Annotated in this window: 22 protein-coding genes; 8 read left to right on the top strand and 14 right to left on the bottom strand. The window is 56.9% G+C overall.

The genetic code is table 11. The annotated features are described in order from the left end of the window. Positions 1 to 21 precede the first annotated feature (21 nt). The 5 genes from AC0IM9_RS05115 to AC0IM9_RS05095 form a co-directional block, all read right to left on the bottom strand. Complete coding sequence (locus AC0IM9_RS05115) at positions 22 to 768, bottom strand: hypothetical protein (RefSeq protein ID WP_445370956.1); 747 nt, start codon at positions 766 to 768, stop codon at positions 22 to 24. A gap of 200 nt (positions 769 to 968) precedes the next feature. Next, positions 969 to 1,787: a PEP-CTERM sorting domain-containing protein gene (locus AC0IM9_RS05110; RefSeq protein WP_445370957.1), complete on the bottom strand. Its 819-nt coding sequence runs from the start codon at positions 1,785 to 1,787 to the stop codon at positions 969 to 971. Positions 1,788 to 2,176: 389 nt separating this feature from the next. Next, the gene (locus AC0IM9_RS05105; RefSeq protein ID WP_482803289.1) at positions 2,177 to 3,679 is read right to left on the bottom strand and encodes a S8/S53 family peptidase; all 1,503 of its coding nucleotides are present in this window, start codon (positions 3,677 to 3,679) and stop codon (positions 2,177 to 2,179) included. Positions 3,680 to 3,816: 137 nt separating this feature from the next. Beyond that, entirely contained in the window at positions 3,817 to 4,776 is a 960-nt protein-coding gene (locus AC0IM9_RS05100) for a magnesium and cobalt transport protein CorA (RefSeq protein WP_482803318.1), read from the bottom strand. Positions 4,777 to 4,818: 42 nt separating this feature from the next. After that, positions 4,819 to 6,018, bottom strand: a complete 1,200-nt coding sequence (locus AC0IM9_RS05095) for a hypothetical protein (protein ID WP_482803288.1) — start codon at positions 6,016 to 6,018, stop codon at positions 4,819 to 4,821. A gap of 165 nt (positions 6,019 to 6,183) precedes the next feature. Between AC0IM9_RS05095 and AC0IM9_RS05090 the strand changes: the two genes are divergently transcribed. The 3 genes from AC0IM9_RS05090 to tfpB all read left to right on the top strand — a co-directional run bounded on the left by AC0IM9_RS05090 (position 6,184) and on the right by tfpB (position 11,837). Further along, a complete protein-coding gene (locus tag AC0IM9_RS05090) occupies positions 6,184 to 8,895 on the top strand; it encodes a cation-translocating P-type ATPase (RefSeq protein WP_482803287.1) in 2,712 nt (903 codons plus the stop codon). A 394-nt stretch (positions 8,896 to 9,289) separates the two neighbouring features. Further along, positions 9,290 to 9,850: a PEP-CTERM sorting domain-containing protein gene (locus AC0IM9_RS05085; RefSeq protein WP_482803286.1), complete on the top strand. Its 561-nt coding sequence runs from the start codon at positions 9,290 to 9,292 to the stop codon at positions 9,848 to 9,850. Between the two features lie 205 nt (positions 9,851 to 10,055). Then, a complete protein-coding gene (gene tfpB, locus AC0IM9_RS05080) occupies positions 10,056 to 11,837 on the top strand; it encodes a type IV pilus assembly ATPase TfpB (RefSeq protein ID WP_482803285.1) in 1,782 nt (593 codons plus the stop codon). Between the two features lie 180 nt (positions 11,838 to 12,017). Here the strand turns inward: tfpB and AC0IM9_RS05075 are convergent, their stop codons facing one another. Together AC0IM9_RS05075 and AC0IM9_RS05070 are read right to left on the bottom strand one after the other, a co-directional pair. After that, positions 12,018 to 12,644, bottom strand: a complete 627-nt coding sequence (locus AC0IM9_RS05075) for a hypothetical protein (protein ID WP_482803284.1) — start codon at positions 12,642 to 12,644, stop codon at positions 12,018 to 12,020. 11 nt (positions 12,645 to 12,655) lie between these two features. Beyond that, a complete protein-coding gene (locus AC0IM9_RS05070; protein ID WP_482803283.1) occupies positions 12,656 to 13,078 on the bottom strand; it encodes a hypothetical protein in 423 nt (140 codons plus the stop codon). 247 nt (positions 13,079 to 13,325) lie between these two features. Between AC0IM9_RS05070 and AC0IM9_RS05065 the strand changes: the two genes are divergently transcribed. The 4 genes from AC0IM9_RS05065 (at position 13,326) to AC0IM9_RS05050 (ending at position 16,446) form a co-directional block, all read left to right on the top strand. Then, a complete protein-coding gene (locus tag AC0IM9_RS05065) occupies positions 13,326 to 13,982 on the top strand; it encodes a hypothetical protein (protein WP_140914172.1) in 657 nt (218 codons plus the stop codon). Between the two features lie 168 nt (positions 13,983 to 14,150). Continuing rightward, on the top strand, positions 14,151 to 14,927 hold the full coding sequence (locus AC0IM9_RS05060) for a hypothetical protein (RefSeq protein ID WP_482803282.1): 777 nt from the start codon (positions 14,151 to 14,153) through the stop codon (positions 14,925 to 14,927). Positions 14,928 to 15,053: 126 nt separating this feature from the next. After that, a complete protein-coding gene (locus AC0IM9_RS05055; RefSeq protein ID WP_482803281.1) occupies positions 15,054 to 15,566 on the top strand; it encodes a hypothetical protein in 513 nt (170 codons plus the stop codon). A 229-nt stretch (positions 15,567 to 15,795) separates the two neighbouring features. Beyond that, positions 15,796 to 16,446: a hypothetical protein gene (locus tag AC0IM9_RS05050; protein ID WP_482803280.1), complete on the top strand. Its 651-nt coding sequence runs from the start codon at positions 15,796 to 15,798 to the stop codon at positions 16,444 to 16,446. A 145-nt stretch (positions 16,447 to 16,591) separates the two neighbouring features. Here AC0IM9_RS05050 and AC0IM9_RS05045 read toward each other — a convergent pair whose 3' ends face one another. Next, positions 16,592 to 16,915, bottom strand: a complete 324-nt coding sequence (locus tag AC0IM9_RS05045) for an EthD family reductase (RefSeq protein ID WP_482803279.1) — start codon at positions 16,913 to 16,915, stop codon at positions 16,592 to 16,594. 364 nt (positions 16,916 to 17,279) lie between these two features. Between AC0IM9_RS05045 and AC0IM9_RS05040 the strand changes: the two genes are divergently transcribed. Continuing rightward, a complete protein-coding gene (locus AC0IM9_RS05040) occupies positions 17,280 to 17,795 on the top strand; it encodes a hypothetical protein (protein WP_482803278.1) in 516 nt (171 codons plus the stop codon). A 90-nt stretch (positions 17,796 to 17,885) separates the two neighbouring features. Here AC0IM9_RS05040 and AC0IM9_RS05035 read toward each other — a convergent pair whose 3' ends face one another. The 6 genes from AC0IM9_RS05035 to AC0IM9_RS05010 all read right to left on the bottom strand — a co-directional run bounded on the left by AC0IM9_RS05035 (position 17,886) and on the right by AC0IM9_RS05010 (position 21,732). Continuing rightward, positions 17,886 to 18,245 carry a hypothetical protein gene (locus AC0IM9_RS05035; RefSeq protein WP_445370970.1) on the bottom strand — a complete coding sequence of 120 codons (360 nt, stop codon included), beginning with the start codon at positions 18,243 to 18,245 and terminating at the stop codon, positions 17,886 to 17,888. Between the two features lie 268 nt (positions 18,246 to 18,513). Beyond that, a complete protein-coding gene (locus AC0IM9_RS05030) occupies positions 18,514 to 18,969 on the bottom strand; it encodes a YaiI/YqxD family protein (protein ID WP_482803277.1) in 456 nt (151 codons plus the stop codon). Between the two features lie 871 nt (positions 18,970 to 19,840). After that, positions 19,841 to 19,996, bottom strand: coding sequence for a hypothetical protein (locus tag AC0IM9_RS05025; RefSeq protein ID WP_482803276.1), 156 nt, complete (start codon positions 19,994 to 19,996; stop codon positions 19,841 to 19,843). Positions 19,997 to 20,041: 45 nt separating this feature from the next. Further along, entirely contained in the window at positions 20,042 to 21,184 is a 1,143-nt protein-coding gene (locus tag AC0IM9_RS05020; RefSeq protein WP_482803275.1) for an AAA family ATPase, read from the bottom strand. A 51-nt stretch (positions 21,185 to 21,235) separates the two neighbouring features. Continuing rightward, positions 21,236 to 21,463, bottom strand: coding sequence for a type II toxin-antitoxin system MqsA family antitoxin (locus tag AC0IM9_RS05015; protein WP_482803274.1), 228 nt, complete (start codon positions 21,461 to 21,463; stop codon positions 21,236 to 21,238). Continuing rightward, positions 21,460 to 21,732 carry a DUF4258 domain-containing protein gene (locus AC0IM9_RS05010; protein WP_278211475.1) on the bottom strand — a complete coding sequence of 91 codons (273 nt, stop codon included), beginning with the start codon at positions 21,730 to 21,732 and terminating at the stop codon, positions 21,460 to 21,462. Before AC0IM9_RS05010 ends, AC0IM9_RS05015 begins: the two co-directional genes overlap by 4 nt. Positions 21,733 to 21,738 lie beyond the last annotated feature (6 nt).

The following is a 21,738-nucleotide window of genomic DNA, read 5'->3' as shown; positions in this document are numbered from 1 at the left end:
GTAGGTCCAAGCCCGGCCGGGTCAGACGGTCGAGGCTTTACGCCGTGCGCGCAGACTCCAACCGGCGACGACGCTGCCGAACAACCAGACCGCGCCCGGCAGCGGTACTTGCGATACGGTAATGCTGTTGCCGTTGCGGGCGAAATTCAGCGTATCGGAACTGAAGGTAATCCGGTAATCGGCGTAGTCCAAAATCGGGTTGGCGTAACCGCCGGGTGCCGAGAAGCTGTCGCCGCTGTTGATGCCTGCGGCGGCTTCGGCATCGGTCAGCCGATAGTCGGCGATTACGAAACGATACGCGCCGGCAGCCAAAGCAATGTCGAAGGCCGGATCGCGGCGAAAATGGATGGAACCGTCGGCCGCGCCTTGCTCTTGGCTGCGGGATGTCAAACTGATGGTACTGTTGCTGACCGTCGCACAGTTATTGGCGATGTCGTCGCAACGGGCCAAGTGGTTGGCTGCGCTCAAGCCCGCAGAACCGTCGTCCAGATACCAGTGGGTGTCCGGGTCCAACCAGGTCAGTTCGCCGTCGCCGTTCAAATCGGCCGTCGCGTAGCCGGCGGTCGCGACATTGCTCTGTGAGGCCTCGTAGGCCGCCAGATTGACGCTAAAACTGCCTGCGGTTTGGATAGCGATGTTCCAAACGTCGAACGTGGTGCCGCCCGCTTGGCGGAACAGGGTGCCGTCGACCACCAGAGTATTGGCTTGCGCCGGCGCGGCCGCCGACAAAACCGCCGCCAAGGTGGCGGACAAAGTATATTTCATCATTTCAGTCTCCGAATGGCCTTTAAGTTGCGCCCGAATCGGCACCGGCGATACCGGAGTTCAGGCTTAGGCCGGACAAACAAAATCGGCCGGGATGTGCGGCCCGGCCGCCAACCCCGGCGTCCCTGCCGGGGCCGGACCGTCCTGGTCCGTAGTCGAGCGTCCTTGAGCGGTCTGACCGTTAACGTTGATTGACGACGGAATTACGCCGATAGCGCTTGGCGTCGTTTCAGGCCCAACATGCCGAACAGCGCGCTGCCGAATAGCCAAACTGCGCCTGGGACCGGAACGGCATTGATCTGCACGTTATAAGACCCCGCCAGCCAGCCGCCGGAACCGTTGGCGGTACCGCAATTGGTCTGGGTATAGCAACTGCCGCCGACGGCCATGATGTAGTAGCCCGGCGCCAAATTCGCCAGATCCAAGGCCGCCCAGTCCAAACCGCCTGTGGTACCGCGGCTGGCACCGGCGCTGCCGCTACCGACCGCATAGCCGGCGCCGTTGGTGAAGCTGCTGTCCGCCGGATTGCTGTTACCGTTCGAATAACCGACGAAACCGGTGACGTGAGTCGAGGTAGCCGGCGGCGTGCCTGCGCCCAAACCGTTCATCCATTGGTTTTTATGGGCGCCGCCGCTCGCTTCCGGGCCGCTGACCTGGCTGTAACGGTGAGCGCCGCTGGAATGGTCGACCGGGCCGTTGACGGACCAAATCGAAAAGCCGGGGTGCAACAAGGCATTGGCGTTATTGGCGCTGACCACGATTTTGACGTCGGTGGCACTGGTAACCTGGAATTGGTACCAGTCGGAGGTATGACCCCAACCGGAACCGGCCGGACCGCCGCCGTCGGCCCAGGCTTTAGCGGCCACGCTATCGTTATGGCTGTAAGAAGATCCGGGCGTCACGGTGGCAACTTGGCCGTTGGCAGTCATCGCGGTCAAGCTGAACGCGCTGGCATGGCTGGCGGTTAACGCCAAAGCCGCGCCGGTCAGTAGTTTGGCAACGGATTTTTTTGCGAATTTCATTTAAATTCCTCGTATGTTTTTTAGTCGGCGGCACGCGAATTCCCCGGTTTCGCGATACCACAGTTTGCATCTTCCAATTTGTTCGGCACGGACAGGCGGTACCGGCATCCCTGCATCGGCCTAAGCCGTACCCTGCCGTCACCGGCTCGACAACGAGCCGATAAGCGTGATGCAAATCACATACCAAAATAAAAACATGAGAATTTACGGATGGCTACATTCGAACTGACTCGACAAAAACCGCGCAACTGCTAGGTGATATGACTGACGTACTATGGCATTTGCCGCAGTTTGCGTATTCCTGCCAGGCACCGGCTCGGCCAAGGTCTGACCGACTTCGCTTCCGCCAGACCGATGTGCGTCGCCGCCGGTTGGCGGCGACCTGCGATCTAAACCCGGCTGGCGCCGTTCAAGCGGCCGCCGCGACGCGATAGCGCAAATCCAAACAATGCGCCGGAGAACAGAAACGCCGAAGCCGGCAGCGGCACCGGCGCCGCGGCCAGCGGCTCCATCCGCCAGGCCAACGCATAATCCCAGACGAAATCGCCGGCCGTGGCCGCAACCACCCGCAGCTCGTAAGCGTGACCGCCGCGCAAAGCCAGCCACAGGTGTTCGCTGTTGTCGACGCGGCTATCGGATAAACCGACCGTACGCTGCAGCGTGGTGTCGAACAACTCCAGATCCAGATCGTACAAGACCGTGGCCAAGCTGCTGTCGTCGGCGACGCCGATATTCCAGACCAAAGCCGCCGACAATTGCAGATCCTTTAGCGCGGTGATTTTGTAACTGGCGCTCCTATTCGAGTTCAGCCCGCCGAATGCGTCGTCGACATCGAACCCGGCCGGCCGCAGCTCGGCATTGCCGCCATCCTCAATACTGTCTTGTTCGCCGCCGGCGATGATCCGGTAACTATTGAACACATTGAGCTGGCCGGCACCGAAGCGGTCGTCCAAGCCGTTGGCGGTCTGGTGGCCGGCGCTGCGGTAATCGGCAAGATTGGCGGCGGTCGAGGTATTATCGGTGGTCCGTTCGGCCCCGGCCATCAGCGCCGCCTTGACCGTCTCGGCGCGTTCGGCGTTATAAACCTGGCCGATGCCGGCAATCATTTGTGCCGCGTTGGACAAATTGCCGGCACCGCTATGACCGGTTTCGACCAGCAAGGCCGCGGCCGCAGCGACCATAGGCGTCGCGCCGCTGGTGGTGGAGCGCGGCGCGACCAAATCCGGCCGGGTGCGGCCGCCGCCGTAGACGCTGTCGACCCGGTCCGAACCCCGGTCGTGGCCGCCGTCGCTGCGGCCGACCGCAATCGTGTTGTAAGCGCTGCCGAGTAACGGCGAGTCGCTCGGCCCATTGTCCATGCCGACCACCTGAATGAATTCGTAACGCTGGACGATGCGGTCCGCCAAACGCAGGTAGGCGCCGATGTCGGTTTCGCTGTCGGCCCTGCCGATCCAGCTATGGTTGGCGATCCGGGCCCCGGCAAGCGGGGCTTCGGCGCTAGCGGCGACCAAGCCGTGCAGCCAGTCGTCGGCGTTGTACACGGCAATGTTGGCGATGCCGGGGGCGATGGAATCGTTACCGAAAAACATGGCGGCAACGCCGGTGGCATGATCGGAGATGCCGGTACTGGCCAGCGGCCCCGGATAACTGAAGGTTTTACCGGCAAACCGGGTTTGCCCGGTGTTGGGTGCAAACACCGGATAGCGCAGCTTGTCGGATTGTGGAACCGTGGAGGCTTCGGCCAGAACGACATTTACGCCGGCCCCGGTCGGCGCGGCACTGCCCAGCAACTGCTGCAATTGCCGATAGCCGATGTCGTCCCGGTAATCGGCTTGCGCCAATCCGCACCACAGGCTCGCCAGCCCCAAACCCAGCCGTTTCGTCGCACGCATCGCTAACTCCCGTTCCAAGTGACCGCAACCGGCGGGCGGCGCTTGCTTCGGTTCGGCGACTCTAACGCACCAACCGCATCCGCTTGCCGGTCAGGCTACTATAGATAGTCGAGAAACGTGGAGACGCCAGCCGTGGGCTACAACCAGCCGGAGCGCTTCAGGCGCCAGTACAAGCCCAGGCTGCCCACCGCCACGCCGGCCAGCACCAGCGGATAGCTGAAGGCCCAATCCAGTTCCGGCATGTGGCGGAAATTCATGCCGTACCAACTGAACACCATGGTCGGAATCGCCAGAATCGCGCCCCAGCCGGCCAGACGCTTTACCACTTCGTTTTGGCGCACCGTCTCGAAGGTCAGATGCACCTGCATCGCCGCCAGCAGCATTTCGCGCATGCCCTGAATCGCCCGGTCCACGCGCTTGATATGGTCGGCGACATCGCGAAAATAAAAGCGCACGTCTTTGTGGATCATGCCGCCGTGAAACCGCATCAGTTCGTTGCAGATGTCGATCACCGGATTGATCGCGCCTTCCAGCAGCAGCAACTCGCGCTTCAATTCGTACAAGCCTTCCATGGTCTGCCGGCTGGGCCGGTTCTGGAAGATGGCCGACTCCAACACATCGAAGCGTTCCTGCAAGCCGTTGATGACCGGCATGTAGTTGTCGACGATGAAATCCATCACCGAATACAACGCAAACCCGGAACCTTTGGCCAGCAATTGCGGCATGGCCTGACAGCGTTCCCGCACCCGGGCCAGGCTGTGCGAAGCGCCGTGGCGTACCGTCACCAAAAAGCGCGGCCCGACGAACAAATGGGTCTCGCCGAAGGCGACGCAGTCGTCGACCAGCTGCGCGGTCTGCAATACGATGAACAGCGAATCGCCGTATTCCTCGATTTTCGGCCGCTGATGCGCGGAACAGGCATCCTCGATCGCCAGATCATGCAAACCGAACTCGATTTGGATCGCCCGCAAAATGCCGCTGTCGGCCTCGCGCAGCCCCAACCAGACGAAGGTATCCTCCTTCAGCAGCACCTCGCTGATGTCCTCAATGGTAACGTCGCCGATACCGATGCCTTTCTGGTAGGCCACGCAACGCATGACCTTGGAATTATCGATGGCCTGATTCAAGAGCTTCTCCGCTTATTTGGCAATGGTGATGGCCGGGGCGCCTTGCTGGTTCAAATTGGCGACCGTCATCTGAAAGATCTGGCACAGCAGGCGGAAACCCTCGCGGTTCCACTGGTAGCCGGTTTCGGGTTGCAATGCGTAATTCTGCCCGCCGAATTCGACGCTGAGATCGCCGTCGTCGGCGCCGACTTGCAAGGCCAGGGTCTGCACCGGATTTTCGCGCACCGCCGGCGTCGCCGGGTGTTTGTCCACCGCAAACTCCGGCTCGTCGCCGAGGCCTTCGCCGATGAAGTTCAACACATTATGAAAGCTGCGCAAGCGGAACACGCCGTGCAGCGGCCATTCGCCGCCCGGATAGCCGGCGCGGATATCGACGCCGACATCGTTATCGGCGCCCTTCCCGGCCTCTTCGTGCAGCCGCCGCCGCTCGTCGTTGCTCAGTAGCGCCGGATCGTAATTGGTCAGCACGATTCGCCCCACCACCCGTTTCTTCAGCCGCACTTGTCCCGATTGCGGCAGAAATTCGACGGCGTAGTCTTTTTCCAGCTCGGCCAGATGTTCCGCCGCCACGCTGCCGGCCGGCAACAGCCACTCGCGCTCGAACATCAGCGGTTCGGCAAACAGTTGGTGCCGGTCCTGAATCGACGACAAATGCAGCACCGCCTGGCGGAACATCCGGTAGCCTGCCGCATCCACCGGCCGATTCGAATAGATGCCGTTTTGCGCGCCGCCGGCCAGACGCAGTTCGCCGGCCAGCAACCGCAGCAATAAATCCACGTCGACGCCCTGGCGCAACAGCATCGTCAGTTTGCTCTCCGGAAACGGCGTCAACATCCGCTTGGTGAATTCCTCGCCTTCGATCGGCACGATGCTGATGGTCGGATTTTCGGAGACGGTGCCGCCGAACACCGGCGTCAACAACGACCCGTTTTCGCCGGTAGCTGCCGGCGTGGCCCCGGCATTCAATTGAAAATTAAAGGTCGCGGCAATATTGGACACCCCGGTGAAATGCAAGGGCTGGTGATGGTGGGCTCGGGCAATGTTCAGCAACAATTGCCGCGACAGCGTATCGGCCGTGGCTTTGTCGTATTCGACCACCGCGCGGTCCAGGGCCAGCGGCGACAAGCAGCCGGACAAGGCCAGCGGCAGGGCCAAGCCGAAAATGGCCGGCAAACTTGGCAACGGCAGTCGGAAATGAAACAGATTGGGCATCGTGGCAAATAGGCAAAAAGACCGGTTAAGTTTGCACGCGCAGCTGCCGAAAACACAATCGCATTTTTTCGCCGCCGCACTCGCCGCGTCCAGAGGCCTGCGCCGCGGCCAGAGAAATTTGGGTTTACACTGTCGCCACCCGCCACTTCGTTAGAGTGCCGAACCATGAAAATCCACCATTTGACCGCTGCCGAAGCGCTGGAAAGCTTGGGCTCCAGCCTGAACGGCCTGGACGATGCCGTGATCGAAGACCGGCTGCGCGAATTCGGTTTCAACCGCCTCGAAGAAACCCGCAAGACCTCGGCTTTGCTGTTGTTCGCCCGGGAATTTCTGCATTTTTTTGCATTGATCTTGTGGCTGGCGGCCGGACTGGCGTTCTTCGCCGAATCGCAGCAACCCGGCGAGGGCATGCAGACCTTGGGTTACGCCATTCTGGGCGTGATTGCGATCAACGGCTGTTTTTCGTTCTGGCAACGACATCAGGCCGAACAGGCCATCTCCGCCTTGCAAAAACTGCTGCCGCACCAGGTGAAAGTCATCCGCGACGGCGAATTAGGCTTGGTTTACGCCGACGAACTGACGCCCGGCGACCTCTTGGTGTTGCAGGAAGGCGATAACGTGCCGGCCGATTGCCGCTTGGTGGAAGCGTTGGCGTTGCGGGTCAACAACGCCACCATCACCGGCGAATCCTTGCCGAAAGGCCGCGACGCACTGCCGTCCGCCGCCGAAGACATCGGCCAGAGCCGCAACATCCTGCTGGCCGGCACCTCGGTGGTGGCCGGCGAAGGCAAGGCCGTGGTGTTCGCCACCGGCATGCACACCGAGTTCGGCAAAATCGCCCACACCCTGAAAACCATGGTGAAAAGCCAATCGCCGCTGCAAAAGCAAATCGCCCGTTTGAGCCGCTTTGTGGCGCTGCTGGCGCTGGCGCTGGGCCTGGCGTTCTTCTTTATCGGCCAGGCCATCGGCCTGACCTTCTGGGAAAACTTCATCTTCGCCATCGGCCTGATCGTCGCCAACGTGCCGGAAGGACTGCTACCGACCGTGACGCTATCGCTGGCGATGGCAACACAACGCATGGCCAAGCGCAACGCCCTGATCCGCAATCTGCCGTCGGTGGAAACCCTGGGTTCGACCACGGTGATCTGTACCGATAAAACCGGGACCCTGACCGAGAACCGGATGGCGGTCAAGCAGCTGTTTGTGGACGGCCGCCATTGCGTCCCCGCAAACTTGGACCAACATAGCCTGCAACAGCACGCCGCGTTTCTGGCCGGCGCCGCCTTGTGCCACAACCTGAAACGGGTGGAAGGCATCACGGCGCTGGGCGATCCGATGGAAATCGCCTTGGTGGAAATGGCTCACGCCCAAGGCATGCGCATCGATTATCCGAAGATCGGCGAAGTCGCTTTCGACACCGACCGCAAGCGGATGTCCACTATCCACAGTACCCCGTCCGGAAACATGCTGTACTGCAAGGGCGCACTGGAAATGGTACTGCCGCTGTGCCGGCAGATTATGCTCGACAATAAGATAGAGACTCTCGACGACGACCGCCGCCAACAATTGACCGACGCGCTACAAACCATGGCCGACCAAGGATTGCGGGTACTGGCGCTGGCTTATCGGCCGCTGCCGGAGGCGTTACCCGACGATCCGGAACAGGATTTGGTATTCAGCGGTCTGGTCGGTCTGGAAGACCCGCCGCGGCCGGAAGTCGCTGCTGCCATCGCCCAATGTCACCAGGCCGGCATCAAAGTCATCATGGTAACCGGCGACCACCCGCACACCGCGGTCGCCATCGCCCGCCAAATCGGCCTGGTGCGCGGCGAACATCCCAAAGTCATCGTCGGCGACAAATTGAAGAAACTGACACCCAGCCAATTGCAAGTGGCGCTGGATGCGGCCGAGATCGTTTTCGCCCGGGTCGGCGCCGACCAGAAAATGCAGATCGTCGCAGCCCTGCAACGCAAGCGGCATATCGTCGCGGTCACCGGCGACGGCGTCAATGACGCTCCGGCGCTGAAAAAGGCCGACATCGGCATCGCCATGGGCAAGGCCGGCACCGATGTCGCCAAAGAAGCGGCCGACATGATTTTGCTGGACGACAACTTCGCCAGCATCGTCGCCGCGATCGAGGAAGGCCGCGCCGTATTCGACAACATTCGCAAGTTTCTGACCTATATACTCACATCGAACATTCCGGAAGTGGTGCCCTATCTGGCTTTCGTGCTGTTCAAGATTCCGCTGCCGCTGACCATCATCCAGATCTTGGCCGTCGATCTGGGCACCGACATGCTGCCGGCGCTGGGCCTGGGCGTCGAAAAACCCGACACGGATGTGATGAAGCAAGCCCCCCGCTCCCAAAAGGAAACCCTGATCGACTGGCGCTTATTGGCTCGCGCTTACGGCTTCCTGGGCGTGTTGGAAGCCGTCGCGGCGATGGCGGCGTTCTTTTTCGTGCTGGAGCGCGGCGGCTGGGAGTACGGCCAAATCCTGCACGGCCGCCAGCCCTTGTATTTGCAGGCAACCACGGCCTGCCTCAGCGCGATCATCATGATGCAGATCGCCAACGTCTTCGTCTGCAAGCAGCGCCAGCGCGGCCTGGTCGGCACGGCGTTGCTGGACAATAAACTGATCCTGTCCGGCATCCTGTTGGAACTTGGGCTGATCCTGGCCATCGTCTACACGCCGTGGGGCAACGCCCTGTTCGGCGCCGCACCGATCGGCGGCGAGGTCTGGCTGTTCACGCTGCCCTTCGTCGTCAGCCTGCTGGTCCTGGAAGAATTGCGCAAATGGCTGGTGCGGCGCTTCCAGCCGTTTCCGGTCCGGTTTAAGCCGGTCAAATTGCGCAAAAATGCACGCACCCAACGCTGAGTGATACCGGGAAGTAAGCCCCGTCGATGTCAGCCGGGCAGGTCGCTGGGCTCGCTGCTGATTGATACCTCAGATGCCGGAAAATTTAACAACTCAGCTCTGCTCTGAGGCCGATGTCCGAATCAGCTAGCGCGCGATACCGCGCCGGCACCCAGGATTTATGCGACATCCAACCCTAAACCGGGACGCATCTGCAAATGATACCGCCCCATTCCTGCGGGGTTGCGCTTGATTCTTCTAGTGTCGTATTTTTTTACAGTTATGTGAAAATCGCGTTACAAAGAACTCATAACTCTCTGATAAAGATCAAAATAGTTTTATAGGCATATTTCATGCTCAATCTAAAGGGAATTTTTCCTTTTTTTAACTTATATCTCATCGGGGGAGAGACGCCATGAAACTGAAACACTTATACATTGCAGCGATTGCGATCGGCATCGGGTTTGCCGCGCCGGTATTGCAAGCCGCCACCTATACGGTCGACACCTTTATCGGTTCGGCAAACCTCGGCAATTCCGGAGATGCCACCGAATTAAACGCATTGAAAGCCTTGTTGGGATCTAGCGGCAGTAATTTGGTGATGGACTACAAAAGCAGCGGCACGGTAACGGCATCCTCCGACGACGCCGGCAATTGGTACCTCGACGTCGCTCCGGATCAACCTGGCTATTTTCTGCTGAAATTCGGCACCGGTGGCTTGGGTGCAGTGGACGATACCTATTTCTTCGAAAACATCGGAGAAATGACCAAACTGGTTTGGACCAATGCTCTAGTCAGCAACATCACCGGTGGATGCGGTCGGAACAACTGCAATATCGGTAGATTGAGCCACTACGCTTACACCAACGGCACGGGTACCGACAACATTCCGACCATTCCGGAACCAGGCGTCTTGAGCCTGTTAGGTATCGGCCTGTTAGGTTTCGGAGCCAGAAAAATTAACGTCAAGCGCTAATCGGTTAGCGTTTTCATACCAAGCCGGCGTCAGCCGGCTTTTTTGTGTCCAGTTTCCGCCGCCTCCGGTTTCCGGATTGGCGCGTCTCAGTCCGCTACGTCAAGCCGCAGTTACCTCGGCAATACGGTTGAAGCCAAAGCTAGGCCACACCGTCCGGCCAATAATTAGCTAGACTAACTTCCCGAATTCACAGCAAACCAAACACATGCGGGAAGAAAGCAAAACCGAAGACCGAAAACTGGAGATTCAACAGGTCATCCGCTGGCTGCAAGAGGACCGGATTCTGTCGGCGCAGGATTTGGAAAAATGCCGGCAATATGCGGCAGCCAAGATCAATCTAAACAAGCATCCGCTCAAGGTTTTGTCAGAATGCGAGCTGTCCGACCAAACCCAGCTGGGCAAGACGCTGTCGCAGGAGGATCTGACCCAGTGGCTGGCGAAGAAGCTGGCCCTGCCATACTACTATTTCGACCCGTTGAAAATCGATGTGCCGACCGTGACGGCCCTGTTCAGCAAGGCCTACGCCGGTAATTACAACATTCTGCCGATCAAAATCAACGACGACGAAATCGTGGTCGCCACCGCCGAACCGTTCATCCGCGCCTGGCAAACCGATCTGGCGAAAATGCACCACGGCAAGATTCGTTGCGTATTCGCCAACCCCGACGAAATCAAGCGCTACCTGGACGAGTTCTATAACTTTTCCAAATCGCTGAAAGGCGCACAAAGCCACAACGACGGCCGCACCGCGGAGGGCCAGAATTTCGAGCAATTGGTCGAACTGAGCAAAACCGCGGATCTGGACGCCAACAACCAGCATGTGGTCAACCTGGTGAACTGGCTGCTGCAATACGCTTTCGACCAGCGCGCCAGCGACATCCACATGGAACCGCGCCGCCTGCAGGGCAATGTCCGGTTTCGGATCGACGGTATCCTGCATAACGTCTACCGATTTCCGATGCCGATCATGAACGCGGTTTTGAGTCGGCTGAAAATTCTGGGACGGATGAACATCGCCGAAAAGCGGCTGCCGCAGGATGGCCGGATCAAAACCCAGAACAGCAACGGCAAGGAAATCGAACTGCGGCTGTCGACCATGCCGACCGCGTTCGGCGAGAAGCTGGTGGTGCGGATTTTCGACCCGGAAGTGTTACTACGCGATTACGTACAACTCGGCTTCAGCAAGAAGGAACTGACGCTGTGGAACCGCCTGGTCGGCCATACCCACGGCATCATTCTGGTCACCGGCCCGACCGGATCGGGCAAGACCACGACTTTGTATTCGACCTTGAAGCGGCTGGCGACGCCGGAAATCAATTTATGCACGGTGGAAGACCCGATCGAGCAAATCGAGCCGGCCTTCAATCAGATGCAGGTCCAGGCCAATATCGGGCTGGATTTCGCCAACGGCATCCGCACCTTGCTGCGGCAAGATCCGGACATCATCATGGTCGGGGAGATTCGCGATCTGGAAACCGCGGAAATGGCGGTACAGGCCTCGCTGACCGGCCACTTGGTAATCTCGACGCTACACACCAACAACGCGCCGGCCGCGGTGACCCGTCTGCTGGATATCGGCGTGCCGGGTTACCTGATCCAACAGACCGTGCTCGGCATCATGGCCCAGCGTCTGATCCGGGTGCTGTGCAAGCACTGCAAAACTGCGGTACCCACCGACGAAAACCTGTGGCGGGGGCTGGTGGCGCCGTTCAAGGTGGCGCCGCCCAAGCAGTTGTTCAAGGCCGTCGGTTGCAAGGAATGCCGCAATACCGGTTTCGCCGGCCGGGTCGGCATTTACGAAATTTTCGAGAACAGCCCGGCACTGGAAAAGCTGATCGTGGAAGGCTGCGACACCGCCCTGCTGCAAAAACAGGCGATCAAGGAAGGCATGCGGCCGTTGCGACTCAGCGGCGCCGAAAAAGTCGCGGCAGGCATCACCACCATCGACGAAATTCTCAGAGTCGCGCCGGAACGTATCGAGTTGTAGTCCGGCCAATCGTCCCTCCCGGATAGCCCGCGCCGACACCGACCGAGTGCGCGGCTGGCCGGCGATTCGAAGCGCAAACCGGCAAAACAGCCAGCACACAGCAGCAAATCTCCCTTGCCGGCTCGACCATGGGCCGGCTGTCAGCCCGTCAAAAAATCGCACAGCCGGCGGCAACCCGGCTTATTGAGCGGCAGGCGGCGTCTGGAATGCGCCTTGTCGGTAGAGCTGATCGTAAAGATGGTCGCCGATTCGGCGGAACATGGCGTCCTGGTTCTGCTTGGAAAACGGCAACGCAAACAGCATAAACAGTTCGACGTAGCCTTTATTGGATTCTTCGATACTGCCGCTGTACTTTTTGCCGGTCTTGACGTCGGCCAAGGTGTATTGGATGTCGTAACTCTGGGTCACGGTGTACGGGATCAAGGTCAGCGTCAGCCCGCTCAAAATCTGCATGCCGATGCTGGAATCGCCGTATTGGCTGCCGCTCAAGGTCAATTGGTAATCGGCTTTACCGGTAAACTCGCCGGGTTCCACCGCTTCGTGATCGCGGATGTAGCCTTTATCTTGCCAGGCATCCATCACGTTCTGGTTGATCAAGCTACCGGCCAGATTGGACGTGACCATTTTGCCGCCTTCCAAGGTAAACGCGAAGTCGCCGACGGTGTGCTCCACCATCGGTTTCATCGTGTTGGCCGGCGGCGAAATCGGCCCCAGCTTGGTCCCGTCGCCAATGTAAGCGCAGCCCGACAGGGCCATACCGCAGACGGCGGCGATAGAACGCAGGGGTGGGCAAAGTGGTGATGTCATCGGTCTGGTTCCTATTGTGGCGTTTGTGCGAAAAGGTGCCGCCATAACTTGCGGCTAAGTTCCTCGAGTACATTCGGCTGACAGCTCCCGGTCCACCCCTTGCCGACGACTTCCGCGACATTGTCGCCCTGACGCCGCAGTTGCAGCCGAACATTGTTCATCGTCCCGCAGGCTTGCTCGCCCTGGTCGATACCGATCGTCGCCCGCAGCAACAAGGCGCCGTCCGCCAACTCGTCGACAAGACGAAAGCCGGCTGCCGCCAACGCCTGTTTTACCTCGACTTTCTGGCGGGCGGCGGTCACGAAGATCGGCGTCCGCGGGCCGTTCGGCAATGCGGCCGCGGCATCCAGCGGCGGAGCGGCCGGCGTGCAGGCGGCAAGCGCCAGTAGCGGTAACAGCGCCAACCCGAGCTTATCGCGTCTTTCCATCGTCATCGTCATTATGCCTTGTGGTTATCGCCGGTCCGCTCCGGCTCAACCGGCCGACATTTTCCGGAATGCCGGCGCCGGGTGCGGACAAATTCACCTTGGCCCAGTGGAAATGCTCACAGCCGGGCCAGACCGGGCCCGATACATTACTTCTACCCTTCAAGCCGATTCGGAACCCGGAACGCCGCCAGATCCATCCGGCGCTGCAGACTCCGAGCCGACTTGGGAAAACCGATTTTCCACAGGAGTTATCATGAAATTTACTTTAATCCATATTTTGATTGCAAGCAGCGGTTTATTGTTGCCGCTGTCCGGTCAGGCGCAGTCGATTCGGGTCGATTACACCGGCACCGTCACCGATATCGGTAGTTTGCTGGTCGGTAACGGCGTCGCCATCGGCAGCGCGATGTCCGGCAGTTTTACCTACGATGTCGACACCGGCGTCGTCAGCGCGTTTTCCCACCGTTTCGGCAACGGTTTCACTGCATCATTGGCGGCGCCGGTTAATTTGTGGGTACAGAACGACCAACAAAACGGTTCCGCCACTTTGCCGGCGGACGGTTTGATCGTGGGCGGCGCCAGCATTTCCAATACCGATTGGAACGGGCTTGCCAATCCGGCAATGCAATTCGGCTTGCTCCAAGAGAATGCGACCGGTCAACTCTGGAACGATACGCTACCGCCGGATTTGTCCGACTGGTCCTCGATCCCGCTGGCGGCCATCAACGGCCCCGATTGGCGCTGGCTGGACTTTAACGTCCCCAACCGGCCCAATTTCGCCGACGACCAAATCCGGTTCTCGGTCGATAGTTTTACGGTTACCGCAGTGCCATTGCCAGCAGGTATCTGGCTGTTCCTGTCCGGCGTGATGGCTACGCTGGGGATGCAAAAACGAAAAAATCTTGCATAAACATACGCATAGGAGTAATGAGGGTTTGCGGCTCGCATCAGCCGCCAGACAACCGCGCCGGGGTCCGGACGTCGACACGGCCGAAACCGGCGTGGACACTTCGATTCGGTGAAGCTAACGCTAAGCGCCCGATCGATGAAAACTAAATCTTGATTGAGGGGAGTCGCTATGGTCATTAAAACTTGGCTAGTCATTCTCGGCGGTCTGACCGCTGTCGGCCTGTTTGCTTTGATATTTTTTCTGGCAAAGAGTATGGGCATCACCTTTGGCGTTTATGCCGGTGCGATGCTGGTGTTTTACATCCTGGCGGCTACCACCGTCTCCGCCGCGACCGGATTTTCCGAATTCATCCGCGGTATGTTGGTGGGTAGCAATGCCTCGTTAAACGGCTTGCTGATATTCGAACTGCTCAGCCAGACCGGCAATGCCGGCTTGGCGCAGGGCGTGGCGATCGGCTTGTTCGGCTTGAACCTGTTGGCCATCGTCAAATGGATTTCGCAGTTCGAGGTTTACCAGGCCTTGATCGGCTGGTCTAACTGGTTTCTGCCGATGAGCTGGCCCATCGTGCTGCTGGGCTTGCTGTTTCTGTTGTTCAGCCTGTTGCTGGCCGCCGTCACCGGCTTTCAAGTGCAATACCTGAAACTGCAAGGTTTGCGCGTGGATTGGCCGACCGGCACGATTTTCGTCAAGGGCGGCCTGATCAGCAATCTCAACGTCTGGGATACCGCCTTCAATATGGGTAATTTCGCGTTCGTCGACATGAATTCCGGCGATTGGCACATCGAACACGAATCCGGCCATTCCCTGAATCTGGGCGCATTCGGCTTTATTTTCCATCTGCTGGGCGCGGTCGACGAATTGGTATTCCGTCAAGGCGACGCCTACTCCGAACGCCTGGCCGACAGCAATGCCGGCGGCGGCAACAACATACCGATGTGGGCCTGAGCAATGCGGTTCGCTTGAGTTAATCCGCAACGGCATACCGGCCGCGCCGGTATGCCGCTTCTCGCAGCTTGGGTTAAGCGCGATTTTAGGGCAGACTGTGTCATCCTTTGATACCGAATGACGCCGATGCCTGTATTCATAGCCTGCAGCCTGATCCTGACCACCCTGATCGAAACCCATAACCCGGTTTTGCCCTTGCTGAATCTGGAAGCCGTTTGGATGTCCGCAGCCGCAATCGCGGCGATATTCTTGCTGGCGGGCGGCCTGAAACGCCTCAGCAGTACCGTCTGGCAAGACGGTTTTGCCTGCGCCAGCCTATGGGCTTGGTACGGCTACTGGAAACCGCTGTTCAGCGAAGGTTCGCCGCAATTCAGCGTGTTTCCGGTCTATTTCGCACTGCTCGCCGCCTGGATGCTGTTCGGGTTTATCAACCGCAGCCCCCGCTTCGATTGGGAATCCCAAGAAACCTTCCGCTACTTCGAGACCTACCTGTCCCGCGCCACGCCGGGTTTGATTGCCGCATTGGTACTGGTGTGTCTGGCGCTGCCGGAACATTATCTATCGTTCCCGTTGGCGATGACCTTCTTCATCATCCGGAGTGCGTTCCAGCGTTGTATCGAAATCATAGACCGCCTTTGACCGGCCTAGCCAATGGCTCGCTCCGGCCGCAGCCAAAACGTCGTCCCGGTTGCCGCTTGCCGTTCGAAACCAGTTGTCTTTATAAGCCATTCGGGTTACGGCTATACTTACCAGACGAGGCCTAGCACGCAAGACTCGGAGTAAGGCCAACCTGGTATGGTACTCCACCGAAACGGCGGAGAACGGGACACTTAAAATTACAAAGAATCAGACTTTGGAGGGTACAACCATGCTGGTGGACGAAGGCGAGAAAATTAAGGCTCTAGTCAGAGAATTCTTTAAAAAAGGCCATAAATCCAGTAATAAGCTATACGACGTGGATCTTGCTGGCTCTGCCATTTTGGCGACTATGAGCGCCAAAGGCATGACCCGATGGCTTGAAGCCGACGAGTCTGACAAACACAGGCTTAACGGCGTCACGTCGCACTTAGACTTGGCCGAGAAATTGGTGAAGATGACGATCGCCGACCGCTCGGGCAACTGCGGAGAAATGGCGGCATTGAGCGCTTACTACGCTAAGAAAATCTACAATATCAAGCGCGATTTACTCTACATCGGCATCGTTTACGGCAAAGGCGACCACGCTTTTTGCCTGGTTTCGCAGGAAGCGATCCCGGATACGGCGCGCAAATATGCATCGACGGCCGATTTCACCAGCCGCAAGATCGCCCAATCCTGGCTAATCATCGACCCTTGGCTAAATACCGTTTGTTACGCATCCAACTACCTGACCAAAAGCGGCGAGAAACTCGATAAATGGGCCACAGACGGCAAGCGCGTGTCATGGCATGGCGGGTCTCAAGGCCCAGGTTGGTACGTGCCTAACGGCGAATATAAGACCGAGTTCGGCAAAGCGCCGGTGTTTTTGGACGCTTTCTAGCCGGACCGCTCTAACGGCGCAATAAAGCTAACCGCAGAGCGCGAATGCTCGGACTCCGCGACTTAGCTCGGCGAGCGGCAGTAACGCCATCGGCCAATCGCCTCTCCGGCGAGCCTTCCCGATCCGGTCAGATCAAGCTGCCGAATTACGCAGAAATCAACACGTCGTTGAGCTGAATCACCGGTTCTATATCGGTGTAATTCGGCATATCACCCTGTAATTCGGCGGCATGCGGCATAAAAGCCGCCAAAAAATCGTCCACCGATTCGAACAGAAAATGACACATCGCGACATAAACCGGCTCGCTACCCGGCACCGCGCCGCTAAGCCCCCGCTCGACCGATACTCCGCGATACCCTGGGTGGGCGCTGAGGCGTGCTATCGACAGCGGCATGTGGGAATCCAGGTAATAAGCAAAATCGAAGCGGGCACCCGCCCGGTTAGGATACAGAATACTGATTTTTTTCATCTCCACCTCCTGGTTGCAACCGAAATCAAACGCTATAAAAACAGTCCCTCTCCAGCGTCGGCATAGCCAACACCGGAACCGGGCGGCTTAAACCTCGCCGGCAGGCCGGGCCCGCAAGCAGTCCGGTTGGTTGGCAAAGGTTTGCACGTCGCGCGGATTCGCGACGGCTGCTTTTTAAATGCCGGACCGCGAGCCGGCGTTAAATTTGACTGCGCGGTAGCGACACCATAAACCCAGGCATTTCAATCACAACATGCACCGGATTACACGATCGACGCGCTGCGCTTCGTTCCGCAGCTAAGGCCCTGCAGCGAATTCGCCGGCCGCGCTATAATCCGCCGAAAACAGCCAGCAGGAGAAAATCATGGCGGAATCCGGCCCTAACGCCACCATCATTGCTACCGTAATCACCGTGATCGGCTCGGTCGCGGTCGCGGCGATCAGCAATTGGGATAAAATTTCCCCCAAACCGCAGGTCTCTCCGCCAACAGCAACGGCAGTCACGCCTGAGCCGACCGCCAATGCATCCCATCATCTCAGCAGCAACACCCAAGTTGCCCTGCCGGTGCCTGTCATCGATATCAGCGGCACTTGGTACAACCCCGCCGCACCGGCCAACGGCTCGCGCATCGTCCAGCAAAATACCGGTTTTCAGTTCAACAGTTGGGGCATGCTGCCGCAAGGCATAGGCTACGAGTCCAAGGGCAGCGGGACAGTCGTCGCCCAGAACATCAGCTACAACTATTTCGCCCAATATCAAAACGGCTGGACTTCGCAGGGCAATTGCAGCGGCACCGTCAGCAGCGACGGCAACGAGATCACCGCGACCTGCAGCGACAACGTGTTGGGAACCTTCGTTTCCACCGGCATCAAGCAGTAAACTCCGACTACAGGCCGCCAAGCACCGGCAGCCGCAGCCTCAAGAAACCTCGCCGATAAATTGAGGCTTAACAGCGGCGCAAACTAGCGCTTAATCGGCGGACATGCCGCAGCAAGGGCATTTCCAATCGGCGTGCGCCGGCGGTTTGGGATGGACGGTATTGCGCAGTTTTTGGGTACCGCCGAAATCGTGAAAGTTGCGGCATACCTTCTCGAACGCCGCTTGTGGCGACACGGCGTAGCTGAACTTGAATTTGGGGTATTTACCGACATGCTGTTTCAACCGCACGTTGAGATCTTCTTCAGCCCGCCCGACATACTTGACGACGAATTTATGCGTGTTTTGATTGATCACTCCCAGGGCATAATTGCCCTCGGAGATTTTGGTAACCAATTCGTCGATCTTAGCCAGGCTCAGATCATAAGCGCCGTACATATCCAGTGAAGCCATAATTTACTCCGGTAAAGCCCTGCGTTAAACGTCGGGCAACATCACCCCAATGTCCGATCATACTCCCTATTGCAGAAACATCCGGTTTTATTGGGTATCCGCCGCGATCGGCCGTAACACTTTTCGATTGCGGCGATGATCCAAAGCTGGAGTTGCGGTCGATTGAAGTAGCGCAAAACGGACAGAAACAGCTTCCCGACGGCATGCGGGAGTAACGTTATAGGCAAAATCGAAGCCGACCCAGCTAGCACGACCGGAACCGAGCAGCTTAACGCTCGCCGACAGGCCGGGCCAGCAAGCGGTCCAGTTGGTTGGCAAAGGCTTGGACGTCGCGCGCACTCAACGCCGCCGGGCCGCCGGTATCGACGCCGCTGCTGCGCAAGCCGTCCATGAAGTCGCGCATCGCCAAACGTTCGCCGATATTGTGTTCGCTGTAACGCTCGCCGCGCGGATCGATAACGTGGCCGCCTTTGGCGATCGCTTGCGCCGCCAGCGGAATATCGCCGGTCACGACCAGATCTCCGGCTACCATACGCTGCACGATCTCGTTATCCGCCACGTCGAAGCCCCCGGCGACGCGCAGCATGCGGATATAACGCGAGGGCGGGATTGGGATGCTTTGGTTCGCCACCAGCGTGGTCGTCAACTGGCAGCGCTCCGCCGCCCGAAACAGAATGTCTTTGATCGCCTTGGGGCAGGCGTCGGCGTCGATCCAGATTTGCATGAGTATGGTGTGTTTTGTTTTAGCGGTGTCGCCATCGCGACGATTGATTTACGTCGGGTCTCGGCCCGACAGCCGAGATACTTTCTTTTGCGTCGCCAAAAGAAAGTATCCAAAGAAAAGGGGACCCAGCATTCCTCCTAGCTCACTCGACTCATCCCTGAGCTTCGCCCTTCGGATGCTACGCAGGCGAAATAACGGGACCAACCCCGAACCGGTCTCGCAGGTAATCAGCAGCTTACCGGGCAACAAAATAATGCTCATTGGTCTGCTTCCGGCCAGCCGGCGTTAAATCAGGCTTCACGATATCTACACAACTAATACAGTTTCTGGTTCCCAAACTCCAGTTTGGGAACTTTAGCTTGAAAGCTCCAGCTTTCGTTAATCTAATCGAGAAGCGACAGCTTCCAAGATCAGGTAACCAAGCCGGAGCTTGGTTACCAATCAATGCCCTGGGGCAATCGGCCCGCGACGCGGGCAAGTCTGGTTCCCACGCAGCGCGTGGGAACCAGAAAAAAAGGGCCGCAAAGCGGCCACACCTTTTCGCGCGAAGCGCATACCCAATCCCCTATGCCGCACCGAGCACCGGAGGGTTTGGGCGGAACAGCCCGGCAGGGGCGCGGCAGGGATGCCGCGCGTTTTCGGAGGGCTAGGACAGCCCTTCCGAAAACCCCGCTCAAACCCTCCGGCGCGCAGGATATAAGCGGCATCGGGGTGGCCTTTTCTTTGGATACTTTCTTTTGGCCAAACAAAAGAAAGTATCGCGGTTGCCGGTCCGCGAACCGGCATTAAATTGGGCTTCGCGATAGCGAAACAAGACCCATTCAAGCTTTTAATTCCGCGTGGGCACAAAAACCGTGCCCACCCTACGCGGCTAAATTGAGATACCTTGTTCCCAATTTTCATAAACATCATAGTCATTCTCTTCATCAATTTCTATCTGATGAATACAAGTTTCATTTTGATTGCGTGCGACCTTATAAAGAGCAAAGTTATCTACAGCTAAAGAGCCATCCTTTAACTTTCGCATAAATTCTTTAACCAAATCTGGCGAATGTGTTTCTATTATGATATTTTAGGACTTTGAATTAATCGTATCAATAAAAACTGTTGCAAGCTCTCTGGACGATTTGGTATGCAAGTGGATCTCAGGTTGTTCAAACAAAAGCGTTGCATTATGTGGAGCAAAACTACATTGAGTAAGCACAGGTAAAATCTGCGAAAGACCATATCCTAAGTCTGCTATAGGAAACTCTGCGCCATCATCTAACCCAAGCTGTAAATCAACAAGGTCTGATTTTCCAACTCTCGACAAATTAACAGAGTTTGCCAATCCCAATTTTTGAAGCCATCGCGCAATCTGTTTGATATGCGGGCGCTTAGTCGTTTGAAACGACTCGTTTGCTAGCATCGTAATTGCAGATTCACCACGCGCACCTACTTCAGATGGATTTGCACCACGCGTTTCATATTTTCTTCTGGGAGACTCTCTGAAAGGACCAAGATAGAAAGTATTTATTAACTCAGCCGATAAGACCGCTTGAACTCTAAACAAGGGAAAAAATGACTTTGGATCTCCGCTATTAATCCCTCTAAATATACTCTCTGGATCAACTAAAAAACCAGCACTTAGTTCACATGTAATTTTCGACGATGTATTTTTATTCGTAATTACGTATCCTTTATTACTCCATTTGTAACCATATTCTATATCTCCAATTTTAACGCTTGCGTTTTCAATGCGAATATCCTGGGTACGTTGAGAGCATTTAAACTCATAAATTGCTTCTACAGCCGATTTTTTAGCAACAGGCTTATTTTTTTCGTCAAACTCATGATATAAAACATCTTGAAGGGTTACGCCAAGCGCAAGAGTGTCTTGATAAGATTTTGAGTGAATAACTTCTATAAATCTTCCCAAGTGAACATTAGCATATTCATCGTCAATCACTAATGGTGTTGAATTATTTGGAACTTTTAGAGTTTGGCTTAGACAAGCCAGAGCGTGAATACAACTGCTTTTTCCAGATGAGTTTGCTCCAATAAAAACGGAAATAGGTTTAATATCTATCCATTTCCCAGATCCAACACCTTTAAAGTTTTTTATATAAAGACGGCTGATTGCCATGATGCTCTCCCTGACACTTTTTAAAATTTTTCTAAAATCAACGCATAAGGCGGAATTTTCATATGTTCCCCCAAAAATGACGGCATCCAATTGGCGGATCACCTATCGGCATCTACTCTACAAATCCAACCAAAATCGCCATCAAGCAGCTCGATATTGCCTAATATCGAGTTCAACGCCGGCATTAACAGCGGATTCAGCCTGCTCGAGAATTGAGGCGGTAATGCTTTCGTTGAAAAACTCTTCCCCGCAGTTATTACAAATCTGCGCCGGAACGTTTTTAAAAATCAAAGTCGCTCCGCCTCTTTCCAACGTCATGCTTGCAGTACCGTTAATCGTTTCGCCATGTTTGCAAATTGGACATTTCATGACTTTTTCCTCTTAAAATCGCATTCCCACAGTTTTGGATCAGGGCGATAAGCCGTGATGATAATCGTCTGACCGTTTTCCGATTGCGCAGATAAAACGTGAATTGGGTTTCCGTCGATCCAACCCAAAATCAAACGACTGGGGTACGGAGTATCGTTTGGATAATCCGAAATTATTTCGCCTGACGATAATACCGAACGAATATCCTCATCACGGATACTGCGTTCGAACATGCGAATGATCGCATGTTTACGATATATCAAATCCATTGAATA

The organism is Methylomonas sp. Uni0011 (genome assembly GCF_056850255.1).
The sequence above is the reverse complement of the archived record's forward strand: the minus strand, read 5'-3'. Positions and strand labels throughout refer to the sequence as shown.